General features: G+C 62.0%; 13 protein-coding genes. 4 read left to right on the forward strand and 9 right to left on the reverse strand.

Going from position 1 to position 11,494, the window contains the following annotated elements:
* Positions 1-3: 3 nt before the first annotated feature.
* The 3 genes from WJU21_RS05725 to WJU21_RS05735 form a co-directional block, all read right to left on the reverse strand.
* On the reverse strand, positions 4-297 hold the full coding sequence (locus WJU21_RS05725; RefSeq protein WP_346322409.1) for a DUF1330 domain-containing protein: 294 nt from the start codon (positions 295-297) through the stop codon (positions 4-6).
* Positions 298-303: 6 nt separating this feature from the next.
* A complete protein-coding gene (locus WJU21_RS05730; RefSeq protein ID WP_346322410.1) occupies positions 304-2,016 on the reverse strand; it encodes an FAD-dependent oxidoreductase in 1,713 nt (570 codons plus the stop codon).
* Between the two features lie 134 nt (positions 2,017-2,150).
* Entirely contained in the window at positions 2,151-2,912 is a 762-nt protein-coding gene (locus WJU21_RS05735) for an SDR family NAD(P)-dependent oxidoreductase (protein ID WP_346322411.1), read from the reverse strand.
* Between the two features lie 170 nt (positions 2,913-3,082).
* On the opposite strand from WJU21_RS05735, the gene WJU21_RS05740 reads away from it, so the two are divergent.
* The 3 genes from WJU21_RS05740 to WJU21_RS05750 are packed head-to-tail and all read left to right on the forward strand — an operon-like array spanning position 3,083 to position 4,908.
* Positions 3,083-3,397 carry a putative quinol monooxygenase gene (locus WJU21_RS05740; protein ID WP_346322412.1) on the forward strand — a complete coding sequence of 105 codons (315 nt, stop codon included), beginning with the start codon at positions 3,083-3,085 and terminating at the stop codon, positions 3,395-3,397.
* 12 nt (positions 3,398-3,409) lie between these two features.
* A complete protein-coding gene (locus WJU21_RS05745) occupies positions 3,410-3,958 on the forward strand; it encodes a carboxymuconolactone decarboxylase family protein (protein WP_346322413.1) in 549 nt (182 codons plus the stop codon).
* Positions 3,955-4,908 carry an NAD(P)-dependent oxidoreductase gene (locus tag WJU21_RS05750; protein ID WP_346322414.1) on the forward strand — a complete coding sequence of 318 codons (954 nt, stop codon included), beginning with the start codon at positions 3,955-3,957 and terminating at the stop codon, positions 4,906-4,908. The genes WJU21_RS05745 and WJU21_RS05750 overlap by 4 nt, the downstream gene beginning before the upstream one ends.
* Positions 4,909-5,125: 217 nt before the next feature.
* Here WJU21_RS05750 and WJU21_RS05755 read toward each other — a convergent pair whose 3' ends face one another.
* The 5 genes from WJU21_RS05755 to WJU21_RS05775 all read right to left on the reverse strand — a co-directional run bounded on the left by WJU21_RS05755 (position 5,126) and on the right by WJU21_RS05775 (position 9,374).
* On the reverse strand, positions 5,126-5,419 hold the full coding sequence (locus WJU21_RS05755) for a GIY-YIG nuclease family protein (protein WP_346322415.1): 294 nt from the start codon (positions 5,417-5,419) through the stop codon (positions 5,126-5,128).
* Positions 5,420-5,804: 385 nt separating this feature from the next.
* On the reverse strand, positions 5,805-7,040 hold the full coding sequence (locus WJU21_RS05760) for a hypothetical protein (RefSeq protein ID WP_346322416.1): 1,236 nt from the start codon (positions 7,038-7,040) through the stop codon (positions 5,805-5,807).
* 263 nt (positions 7,041-7,303) lie between these two features.
* Entirely contained in the window at positions 7,304-8,008 is a 705-nt protein-coding gene (locus WJU21_RS05765; RefSeq protein ID WP_346322417.1) for a hypothetical protein, read from the reverse strand.
* A 131-nt stretch (positions 8,009-8,139) separates the two neighbouring features.
* Positions 8,140-9,006, reverse strand: a complete 867-nt coding sequence (locus tag WJU21_RS05770) for a reverse transcriptase family protein (RefSeq protein WP_346322418.1) — start codon at positions 9,004-9,006, stop codon at positions 8,140-8,142.
* A gap of 56 nt (positions 9,007-9,062) precedes the next feature.
* On the reverse strand, positions 9,063-9,374 hold the full coding sequence (locus WJU21_RS05775; RefSeq protein WP_346322419.1) for a helix-turn-helix transcriptional regulator: 312 nt from the start codon (positions 9,372-9,374) through the stop codon (positions 9,063-9,065).
* A gap of 844 nt (positions 9,375-10,218) precedes the next feature.
* Between WJU21_RS05775 and WJU21_RS05780 the strand changes: the two genes are divergently transcribed.
* Positions 10,219-10,971: a hypothetical protein gene (locus tag WJU21_RS05780; RefSeq protein ID WP_346322420.1), complete on the forward strand. Its 753-nt coding sequence runs from the start codon at positions 10,219-10,221 to the stop codon at positions 10,969-10,971.
* A 93-nt stretch (positions 10,972-11,064) separates the two neighbouring features.
* On the opposite strand, the gene WJU21_RS05785 is transcribed toward WJU21_RS05780, so the two are convergent.
* Positions 11,065-11,494 (reverse strand): TCP-1/cpn60 chaperonin family protein (locus WJU21_RS05785; protein ID WP_346322421.1); only part of this gene is annotated, 430 nt, incomplete at its 5' end.

The raw sequence follows: 11,494 nt of genomic DNA on the forward strand, positions 1-11,494 counted from the left end.
ATCTTACCCGGCCTCGTCGAGAATGGCGTTGTTGAGGATGATCTTGCCCTTGCGGATTTCCTTGGCCTTCGCGTATTCGGGCGAATCCCAGAACGCCATGAACGCCTCGCGCGACGGCCAGCGCAGAACGATGGTCTGGAACCCCGCGGGCCAGTCGCCCTCGACGATCTCGGGCGCCGCGCTCTGCGCGACGTATTCGCCGCCATAGTGCTTCACCAGCGGACCGGCGATGGCGCCATAGGCCTCGAGGCAGGACGGGTCGAGGACTTTCATGGTGGCAACCACATAGATGCTCATCGCCGGCTACTCCGCTGCCGCGGCGGCCAGCGCCTTCGCCGGGTCGCCCACCTTGCCCGCCGCATGCATGGCCGCCAGATACCCATAGGTCATGCCCGCGCCGATGGTGCCGCCGCCGCCCGGATAGAAGTTGCCTACCACGCAGGCCGAGCTGTTGCCCGCGGCATAAAGACCGCCGATCACCGTGCCGTTCTCGCGCAGCACCTGGGCGCGCTCGTTGGTCAGCAGGCCGCCCTTGGTGCCCAGATCGCCCGCCTGGATCTCGATGGCGTAGAACGGCGCCTTCGCGATCGGCCCGAGGCACGGACTGGGTTTGTGCGACTTGTCGCCGGCATAGAGGTCGAAGGCGCTTTCGCCCTTGTGGAAGTCCTCGTCCCGGCCCGCCTCGGCCATGGCGTTGAACCGGGCGACTTCCTGCTTCAGCCCCTCGGCGTCGATGCCGGTCTGGCGCGCCAGCTCGTCCAGCGTGCCGGCCTTCTTGACATATCCTTCCCGGATGAAGCGTTCCGGTGTCATGCCCGGCAACATGGTGCCCACCGTGTAGCGGCTGCGATAATCGTTGTCGAACACCAGGAAGGCGGGCGGCGCGTCGTCCTCATAGATCACCCGGCCCAGTTCGTTATAGGGCCGCGCCTCGTTGGCAAAACGCTTGCCGCGCTTGTTGACGATCATCACATGCGGCAGGCCGCGCTCGAACACATGGATGGTCGGCGCCTTGGCGCCGGGCTCGTTGGACGAGGGCATCCACCACATGTCGTCCATCAAATCGAGCGCCGCACCCACCTGCTGGCCGGCGCGGATGCCGTCGCCGGTGCTGCCCGGCGCGCCCGAGCTGTAGGCGCCCGAGGCCCAGGCGTCGGTCGCCTTGTCGAAATATTGCTGGCGCATGGCCTTGTTGTGGTCGAACCCGCCGGCGGCGATCAGCACGCCCTTGCGCGCCCGGATGGTCAGGCACTTGCCCTGCCGGGTGACGCGGGCGCCGACGACATCGCCGTTTTCGGTGATCAATTCGCCCAGGCCGGTCTCCAGCCACAGCGGCACATTCTTCTCCTGCAGCGTGTAGCGCAGCCGGGCGACCAGCGCGCGGCCGCTGGAGACATGTTGCCGTGACGCGATCCGGTTCCAGATATTGCGCGGGATGACGTACCAGACATCCAGCAGCCCCTTGGGATCGGACTTGAAGAACGCCAGCCGGCGCAGCTCCTTGACCGAGCCGACGACGCCGCCCGGCAGGCTGCCGGGACGCAGGCGCAGCTTGTCGTAATCCTTCAGCTTGCGGCCGGAGAACACCTTGGGGTCGATCGACCGGCCGCCCTTGCAGCCGCCCGGCGTCTCGGGCCGGTAGTCGGGGAAGTCCTCCATCATCTGGAACTGCACGGCGCTGTTGTCGGTCATGTACTGGGTCATGACCGGCGCATATTCCACGAAGGTCTCCAGCTTGGACGGCGCCACCCGGTTGCCGATGTTGTGCTTGAGGTAGGTGACCGCGTCCTGCGGCGTGTCGGGAATGCCCGCCGCCTTCATCAACGGGTTGTTGGGGATCCAGGCGACGCCGCCGGAAAAGGCGGTGGTGCCGCCGTAATATTCCGTCTTCTCGATCACCAGGACCTTCAGGCCCTCATTGGCGGCGACCACGGCGGCGGTCAGCCCCGCCGAACCCGAGCCCACCACCAGCAGATCGGTTTCATGATCCCACGTCTGCGCTGCCCCGTCGGTCATCGCACTCTCCCGTTTGCGAAAACGGGGACCATGAGGCCCCCGTTAATGCGACGAGTGTTATACGAAAATCCGTCCGGCGCAAGCCATCCCGGATCAGCGCGGCGCCATGCGGATCGCGCCCCAAGCCCCTTAAGTTAGCGCGGCGCCATCCTGATGGCGCCGTCCAGGCGGATGGTCTCGCCGTTGAGCATGGTGTTGGTGCAGATCTCGCGCACCATGGAGGCGAATTCGTCGGGCTTGCCAAGGCGCTTGGGGAACGGGATCGAGTTGGCCAGCGACTGCAGCACCTCGTCGCGGGCGCGCAGCATCAGCGGCGTGGCGAAGATGCCCGGGCAGATGGTGTTGCAGCGGATACCCACATTGGCCAGGTCGCGGGCGATCACCAGGGTCATGCCGACAATGCCTGCCTTGGTGGCGGTGTAGGCGATCTGGCCGACCTGGCCGTCGAACGCCGCGACCGAGGCGGTCTGCACGATCACGCCGCGCTCGCCGTCTTCCAGCGGATCCAGGGTCTGCATCTCGGCGGCCACCAGGCGCGAGCAATTGAAGTGGCCGATCAGATTGGTGTTCACCACCCGCTGGAAGTCGGCCAGCGGCATCGGGCCGTCCCGGCCGACGATCTTGTTGGCCTTGCCGATGCCGGCGCAGTTGACGAGGATGCGGGGAATGCCGTGGGCCTTCTTGGCCACCTCGATGCCCGCCAGCACGTCGTCTTCCGAGGCGACCTCGACCCTGGCGAACGCGCCGCCGATCTCGGCCGCCACCTGGTTGCCCAGTTCCTCGTTCAGGTCCCACAACGTGACCTTCACGCCGTTGGCCGTCAGCTCGCGCGCGGTCGCCGCGCCCAGGCCCGAAGCGCCGCCGGTGATGATGGCGGACTGTCCCTGCAATTTCATGATGGTTCCTCCCTGTTCGGTTCGGTTTGAATTCGGTTGCCGCACCCGGATTAAAGCGGTGCGGGGCGCAAGGCAAGACTTGCCGTTACCGAAAGGTAAAGTCGCCAGCACCGTTGACTTATCCGGTGCCGCGCAGCAGGTTTCGGTACCTGTCAAACGAGGAGCAAATCATGACCATCATCATCGGCGCCGAGATCCGCATCGAGCCGTCCGACATGCCCAAGATCCGCGAATTCGCCGCCGAAATGGTCGAGAAGACCACCAGCCTCGAGCCGGACACCTGCATCACCTATTCCTTCTCCGAGGACTTCAACGAGCCCGGCCTGGTGCGCATCTTCGAGGTCTGGGTGTCCGACGAGGCGCTGGCCGAGCATTTCAAGACGCCGCACATGGCCGAGTTCCAGAAGGGCATGGCCGGCATCACCGTGAAGAGCGTCGTCGCCAACCGCTACGAGGTCAGCGCCTACGGCCCGCTGCGTCCTTGAGGAGCTGATACCATGACCATCAAGTCACCCGCCCGCATCGCCCCCCTCGCCAACGACCAGCTTCCCGAGTGGATGCAGAACGGCCCGGACATCCTGCGCGTCAACATCATGAAGACGCTGGCCCATCACGAGGACCTGCTGAAGCCGTGGAACCGGTTCGCCGGCCACATCATGGGCTTCACCAGCACCCTGAATGGCCGCGAGCGCGAGATCCTGATCCTGCGCACCGGCTGGAACCACCAGTCCGACTATGAATGGGGCCAGCACGTCATCATCGGCCGCAATGCCGGCCTGAGCGACGAGGAAATCCACGCCATCGCCACCTGGCCCAAGGGCGGCGCCTGGACCGAGCAGGAGACGCTGCTGCTGCAGGCCGCCGACGAGCTGTTCAAGAACTCGGAAATCGGCGACGCGACCTGGGACGCGCTGTCGAAGCACTACGACAACAAGCAGATGCTCGACATCGTCTTCACCGTCGGCCAGTACACCCTGGTCTGCTTTACCCTGAAGTCCTGCCGGGTGCAGCTGGACGACGGCGTCAGCGGCCTGCCGAGCCTATGATCGCCCTGGTCGGCGTGCCCCGGGCTGCCGGGCTCAATGCGGGGATCGAGGGCGCCCTGCGCGCCCTCGGCCTCGGCTGCGTGCGGCACGACGTGGCCCGCATGGGCGAGATCGCCGACCTGTCGGGCGTCGAGATCCTGCTCTCCACCGGCGTGCGCTGCGGCGCGGCCGAGATGGACCGGATGCCCAGGCTGCGCGCCGTCGTCTCGCCGGTGCTGGGCTATGACTGGATCGATGCCGGCGAGGCCAGCCGGCGCGGCATTGCCGTGTGCAACACCGAGGCCGCCGAGAACCGCGAGGGCATGGCCGAGTCGACCATCATGCTGCTGCTCGCCCTGCTCTACCGCCTGCAGGACACCGAGGCGCTGCTGCGCACCAACGCCGACGGCGACCCGCTGAAGCGCCATATCCTCAAGGGGCGCACGGTCGGGATCATCGGCTATGGCGGCATCACCCGCGAGGTGATCGCGCGGCTGGCGGCGTGGGGCTGCCATTTCCTGGTCCACAGCCGCTCGGCGACCGAACCGGTGCCGGGCGTCACCTTCGTGCCGCTCGATGACCTGCTCGGGCAAAGCGACGCCATCCTGGTGCTGACCAGCCTCAACCCGTCGACAAGGCACATGCTGGGAAGCGAGCAGTTCGCGAAGGTCCGGCCCGGCACATTGCTGGTCAACACCGCGCGCGGCGCGATCATCGACGAGGCGGCGCTGGTCGAGGCGCTGAAATCCGGCCGGCTGGGCGCCGCCGCCATCGACGTGTTCGAGAAGGAGCCGTGCCCGCCGGACCATCCGCTGCGCGACCTGCCCAACGTGATCCTCACCCCGCACGCCATCGGCCACAACGAGGAAGCCAAGGAAGCCGGCCCGGCGCTCACAGCACAGGTGCTGAAGACGCTGGCCGAGGGCGGCTTGCCCGACAGCTGCAAGAACCGGGACGCGGTGAAGGGGTAGATGCGCCACCCTTACAAATAAATCGTCATCCCCACGCACGTGGGGACCCAGATGGGGCCGTCACGCGGCCTCTCAACCGCGCCGTCACGTGGAAACCGTTTTTCGCGGACCCAGCGCATGGCGATCTCGGCGCCCTGCGATCATCTGGGTTCCCGCGTGCGCGGGAATGACGAGTGATGGGGGTGCGTGCTCCGGTGGAACCGATTGACGGGCCGCCCTACGGACCGGCGATATCGTCATAGAGGTCGCGCCATGCCGGGTTCGCCTGCTCGATCAGTTGCAGCTTCCAGGCCCGCCGCCATTTCTTGAGCGCCTTCTCGCGCCAGATCGCGCCCTGGATGCTGTCATGGGCTTCGTACCAGACGAGCATCTTCACGTTGTGGCGCGACGTGAAGCCCTCGACGGCATCGGTGCGGTGTTCGTGTATCCGCTTGGGAAGATTGCTGGTGACGCCGATATACAGCGTGCCGTTGCGCCGGCTGGCGAGCATATAGACAAAGGCATCAAACATCCGATTGCCGCAGCAATGCTGAATGGTAGCAAGCTTAACACCGCTCTCCCCACATCGTCATCCCCACGCACGTGGGGACCCGGCCATCCCCTCATCGTCATCCCCACGCATGCGGGGACCCGGCCATCCCCTCATCGTCTTTCCCGCGCACGCGGGAACCCAGGTCATCCCCTCATCGTCTTTCCCGCGCACGCGGGGACCCAGGTCATCCCCTCATCGTCATTCCCGCGCACGCGGGAACCCAGATGGGGCAAGGAATCCGGCGTTGCCGTGGCCCGGTCACGAAGAGTCTTTCGTGGACCCAGCGCATGGCAGTCTCGGCGCCCGACGATCAACTGGGTTCCCGCGTGCGCGGGAATGACGAGAAAAGTTGGTGGCGTCCCCCTCACACCGGCTGGATCAGCACCTTGTAGCTGTCGGCCGGCTCGTGGCCGAAGAACGTCTTGCCGATGTTCTCGTAGTGCCGGTACGAGATCAGCGCGTGGTTCGCCGCCTGCTGGGCGTCGCGCAACTGCCGCTCCAGCGGGCTGTCCATGCGGCAGCCGGTCGTCGCCGCCGTGTTGTTGATCATGCTGACCACCTCGCGGCAGGTCTGCGCGGCGTGGGCGCAGGCCAGCAGCGCCGGCCAGAAATATTCCCATTCCGGCACCAGCCGCCCGCCGTCCCTGGGCAGCGGGCCCAGATGGGCCTCGAGCTTGTCCTGGGTGTCCATGACGAAGGCGCGCACCGCCATCAGCTTGGCCTGCGCCTCGCCGACCCGGTATTGCACCACGGCCTGGTCCTTCAGGCTGGTGGACAGGCCCCACGGCACCTTGCCCATGGCCAGCGCGATGAAATTGTCGATGGCGCCCCGGCACACGCCCAGCGCCACCGCCGCCTTGTTGTAGATGGCGTGGGTGGGATTGCGGTAGGTCGGGTTGGCGTAGAGCTCGCTGGGCGCCAGCGAGCGCGCCGGCAGCAGGTGCTCGGGCGGCACGTACTGGTTCACCATGCGCACGTCGTGGCTGCCCGAGCCGCGCATGCCCGACACGTCCCAGGTGTCGACCACCTCGAACTCGCCCTTGGGGAACATGAACGACGCCTCGGCCGGCTTGCCGGTCGCCTCGTCGGTCACCATGGCGGCCATCAGATAGTTCCAGGTGGCGTTGGGCGAGCCGCTGGCAAAGCTGCCCTGGTAGGTCACCCGCCAGCCGTCGCCGTCGCGCTTGCAGGTGCGGCCGGGATTGGGCCCGTTGGGCGGGCCGAGGCCCGAGCACACCAGCGCGTACCAGTCGTCGAAGATCGTCTTCGCCAGGTCGGGCCGCATCTGGCGGATGACCAGGCCGTTGATCTCGGACGAGATCTGCACGCACCAGCCCACCGACCCGTCGATGGCCGAGCACGCCTCGATGATCTCGATCTGCTCGCGCGCCCTCAGGTCTTCGCCGCCCAGCTCGGGCGGCAGCACGTAGCGGTAGATGCCGATATCGGCCATCAAATTCGACGCCCAGGCCGGCAGATGCCGAAGCCGCTGCGCCTCGTCGCCCGCCGCGGCCAACTGGTCCTTGATGGACGCGATGCGCGCCAGCATGGGCGTTTTCTGCAGCGCTTTCTGGCGCGCGATGATCTCTTCGTTGACCAAGTCGGTGTCTCCCCGGATGGATGATCCGTCCCGAGCGCGCGGGGCGTCTGGCCCCAGAGACACAAGGTCACGGATTGCTGCACGGTTTGGCCGAGCCGCTGTTTCCCCCGCGGAACGCACGGACCCGACGCTCTCCCCAAAAGTCATGCTAGCTGGTAAGGGGTGGAAGGGGGAGCAGAAAAATGCGGTCAAATCGACCGCTAGCGTTCAGCGCACCTAGCGCGCCTCAAGTTGCTAAAGCCCGGCGACTTTAGAGTCGCCGCTCAACGGTTCGGCGCGATGCCCGCCCCCAATCCGAGGCTTGTTAAGACCACTTGCTCGGTGAAGCCGTAAAAACCCGTCCAGTGGAAAAGGAACCCTGCAAAGTCGTGACTGCCGCCAGATCGACCGATCTGCGCGACCAGCAGAACACACCACATTAGTGCCTCGCGGCAGAACGCAGGATTCTCAAAGGCCGCCTGAAAATTATGAACAAGCCCATCGATCATTAGGGGCATGTCACCGACGATGGTCATAGAGGCCGGTTCCCAATGAGGATGGACAAGGTCGTTACGCAGCAACGAAAGTGCGTGGACACGGTCAAGTATCATGTCCTGGTCCTCAATCGCTGACTGGGGCGTCATCGCGAGGAGTTCTCTTATTTTATTCGTCAAGGAACCGTGTCTTTGTACGATCCGCTCTAGCATGCGCTGGTTACTTAATTCGTTCGCGCGCAGCCGAAAGTAGGTGTTCGTAAATGCCTCGACTCCGGTGAGACTCATAACGAAGGATTGCACACCGTAAGCGCGACGGCGTTCTCTTGTGGCTTCATTATCGAGAAGGTGAAGGTTCGCTGCAGCGGCCTGGAAGTAGACAGTTACGACTGAGAACAGGGGCTCAAGCGACACACTCTCGTTGTAGGGCTCTCCGTCGCGCAGAATGCGTCGGACACTGCCACCTTCAGTTGTTTCGATGTCAAAGTGGGGCATGGAGCCTCATCAGTAGGGCGGATTTCGTCCAGGGGCTGGCCCGCCGTGTTGCTAACCATCCCCTTCCGCAACGTGCTCGTAGCTGATTGTAGATAGCAGCCTCGGTGAACCGCATCCTGTCACTATTCCAACTAGCTACGCGCCAACTGTTTGCTCAATGCTCGACTTAGATCCTTCATATGGACGGCTTTGGGAAGCCAAGAGGGATCAATCTGCGCAGCCTCATACAGCCGACCGACAAGTCGACGAAATACTTCCAGGCGTTCTGCTTCTAACGCCACCCTACGCAATATCTCGAAATCCTGCGCTATGGCGTCGCGACGACGATTGGGAAGCCTAGGACCAACCTTGGTAATGGCAACGCCGGTCAAAACTTTCGGCTGGCCTAGCTTGAAGCTCTTAGTCTTATGTCCCCATAGCCTATATCGACGAAGAATATTGATCGCATCATAAACAAGCCGCCGTGATGCGTTCGGCCCTGAAAAGGCGATGTCATCAACATAGCAGGTCATTGTACACCCGCGCAAAACTGCTAGATCGTGCATTTCCTGCAGCATATCCTCATAAGCAAAAAAAGATAGTATTGGGCTCACGCTACTTCCTGTGGCCAAGTGCCCATCCACCGTAAGAAAATGCGCGAGTAGTCCTGCCACTTCTGGATTGCAATGCATTCGATCGGCAAAAAAATGATATACGGCTTGCGCCCGTATCGACTGGTAGAACTTCCGAATATCGATTTTTACAGTCGGGTGGCAGGGATTATGCTGCCTAGCATTAGAAATATACGAACGCCCCTTAACGGCAGAGTGCAAAAACTCCGGCGTTTGAATTCGCGAGAGCAAAACTGTCACCCGACGGTGAACACCGCCTAACCGAGTCTTCGGTTGCTGGATTGCACGGCCTGTTGCCTTATCGGTCCAACGGACGTAATTTTCTTTAGCAGCCTCAAGCCTCTGCAACTGCTCCATTGTCAGCCCAAGGACCTCAGCGAGCTTCATTGGACTCGTAATTTTGTAGAGGCGAGACTGGTCGCGGGGATAACTTTTACGCGCACTCATCTGTTCTTAGATTCCCGGTCAGAAGATATCATAGCAAGCCATTCCAGCATTTTTAACGCCTTGTCAGCCACGTAAGTGCGAATATCATCTGACCTGCCTCCGGATGTTGCTCTCTCAGCAAAAAACATCATGGAAGAAATCGGTATATCGAATGCCACGGAGTACTTCTCCAGCACTTCAAGGCTTACCTTCTTGTGACCATTCTCCAATTCGGAAATATAGGACTTAGACAAGCCGACACGCTCTGCGAGATCGGCCTGTGTTAGATCATGGTAAACTCGTACCATTCTCAATGCCTTGTTCAACATTGCATTCTCACTAGAGCGATGTGAACACCTAGAAGCCGTCGATAAGGGTGAATATGAGCTGTGTGAGTTTCGCGATGGCGCGAGCCACCCACCACACGGCCAATAACCAGAGTCGGTTTCGAACGATACGCCGCATCCACTTCCGAATGAGGCGCCGCCGACTCTCTCGACGGATCCGTTGCCCGGTGTCCAGGGGCTCGATGGGAGTTTCCATCTTGCTTCCTCCTGGGCTTCCCCACCGAGATGATCCCCGACGGGTGTGCGCCAACCCAAAAGGCAAATTCGGGCTTACGGTAACTCCTAGGTATCCCGTCGCCGCAAAGTGCGCTTGCGGCCTTTACCCGGATATTCGAGCGAATCCGAGAACATCGAAATCCGACACGCATCCCCGGTGAAGGGAGGGGCCGAGACCCCCACGGCCAACCGAGGTTAGCCAACCTGTGGCGCTATCCTTTCGCCTGAACACGTTGGGATACTATCACTTCAATCCGCTCGGTAGAAGAGAAAATTCGCTGGCAGCGAATCCTCTCGGTCATTTTCTTAAGAGAACCACAAGATATTGAATACACTGGCCCACGGCAAAGCTTTGAGATTGAGCGGGTGTACGTACCGTGAGTCTTTTGATACCGCTCTTCACATTGGGTGCTTTGCGAAGAAGGGGGACGAGCTTATGTCGGCGTGTGAGGAATGGGAAAGGTGTGTCGAGGGCAAAGGCGATCCGACTACCAGTGGCGATTGGGCACAGCTAGACAAACTGAATCACGGCACACACCTAACCTCCGCAATACGTATCGCAGAGGATCGAACGATCGTTGGCGGCCTAATTAATGACGGAAAACTCCATATGACGCGCACCGAAGTCATTTACTTCTCGCCTAATTACTGGGCGGAAGGCAGCCGCTATGGCAGCTTTCAGTTCGAAATACCTTGGCTAACTTTGATCCAAGGACGAAAATTATATTGGATTGAAGTCATTCGCACCTACCAAACTCCTATCTTTCGCTTCCTAATATCGCGACACGATGTGGCCCAACTGCCGGTTTCACCCTACGACCCTCAGGTCCATAAAGGACCGATCCGGCAAGTTGGAGCCGACTGGTATTGGGCGGCGGGCTGGGCAGCAGAAATCATCGTCGACGATGCTATCCCGCTCTATGAGCTTTCACGGCTTACCTTCGTAAATCATCACGACAGTTACTGCAGTCAAAAATGGCTGAGAGGCAAATGTCCCGAAAAGGGGATCACGGGCAGTTCGCATGCGCAGGCCCAATTTCTGGCTTGCCTTTTAGGCCGTCCGCTTGAGTCGACAAACGATCTTCTCCTGGAAGGGGAAAGTTTTGCCTTTGGAGTGTCTGGTGGCGTTTCGCAAATTTGGTGGCATCTCATAAATGGTGTCGAATATGGAGGCCCCGTCACCGACGACGCAAACGCGAAGGACCAAATCCGCGCTGCCTTCATGTTTCTCCACGCTGGCGACCGGAAGACTGCCCGTCGCTTTATTTCCAGAATTGATACGGAAGATCGCGCCGATCGAATCATGCGTGAGATAATCCAAACGCACTTCAAGTTGCCAACATTTGACTGGGAATCTTGCTAGACCAGTTGCCTTGGTCTTCGCGTCCTCAAACAAAAAGGGCCGCCTCTCGGCGGCCCTTTCCGTATCCCTAGCGGGGAACGGCGTGAGACTTCCTTAGAAGTCCATGCCGCCCATGCCGCCCATGTCGGGCATGCCGCCGCCCATGCCGCCGCCGGCGCCCTTGGGCTCGGGCTTGTCGGCGACCATGGCCTCGGTGGTGATCAGCAGGGAGGCGATCGAGGCCGCATCCTGCAGCGCGGTGCGCACGACCTTGGTCGGGTCGATGATGCCGGCCTTGACCAGGTCGACATAGGTCTCGGTCTGCGCATCGAAGCCGAAGTTGGTGTCGGTGCTCTCGAGCAGCTTGCCGGCAACCACGGCGCCGTCGACGCCGGAATTCTCGGCGATCTGGCGGACGGGAGCCTGCAGGGCGCGGCGGATGATGTCCACGCCCACACGCTGGTCGTCATTGGCGAACTTGATGTCGCTGAGGGCGCGGGTGGCGTACAGCAGGGCGGTACCGCCGCCCGGCAGGATGCCTTCC

This window comes from Emcibacter sp. SYSU 3D8, from assembly GCF_039655875.1.
Taxonomy (GTDB): domain Bacteria; phylum Pseudomonadota; class Alphaproteobacteria; order SMXS01; family SMXS01; genus RI-34.

Coding starts and splice junctions, on each gene's coding strand:
- WJU21_RS05755 (WP_346322415.1), bottom strand. CDS start 5,419: ATGTTTGATGCCTTTGTCTATATGCTCGCCAGCCGGCGCAACGGCACG.
- WJU21_RS05740 (WP_346322412.1), top strand. CDS start 3,083: ATGACCATCATCATCGGCGCCGAGATCCGCATCGAGCCGTCCGACATG.
- WJU21_RS05780 (WP_346322420.1), top strand. CDS start 10,219: ATGACGCGCACCGAAGTCATTTACTTCTCGCCTAATTACTGGGCGGAA.
- WJU21_RS05770 (WP_346322418.1), bottom strand. CDS start 9,006: ATGAAGCTCGCTGAGGTCCTTGGGCTGACAATGGAGCAGTTGCAGAGG.
- WJU21_RS05735 (WP_346322411.1), bottom strand. CDS start 2,912: ATGAAATTGCAGGGACAGTCCGCCATCATCACCGGCGGCGCTTCGGGC.
- WJU21_RS05730 (WP_346322410.1), bottom strand. CDS start 2,016: ATGACCGACGGGGCAGCGCAGACGTGGGATCATGAAACCGATCTGCTG.
- WJU21_RS05765 (WP_346322417.1), bottom strand. CDS start 8,008: ATGCCCCACTTTGACATCGAAACAACTGAAGGTGGCAGTGTCCGACGC.
- WJU21_RS05745 (WP_346322413.1), top strand. CDS start 3,410: ATGACCATCAAGTCACCCGCCCGCATCGCCCCCCTCGCCAACGACCAG.
- WJU21_RS05750 (WP_346322414.1), top strand. CDS start 3,955: ATGATCGCCCTGGTCGGCGTGCCCCGGGCTGCCGGGCTCAATGCGGGG.
- WJU21_RS05775 (WP_346322419.1), bottom strand. CDS start 9,374: ATGTTGAACAAGGCATTGAGAATGGTACGAGTTTACCATGATCTAACA.
- WJU21_RS05725 (WP_346322409.1), bottom strand. CDS start 297: ATGAGCATCTATGTGGTTGCCACCATGAAAGTCCTCGACCCGTCCTGC.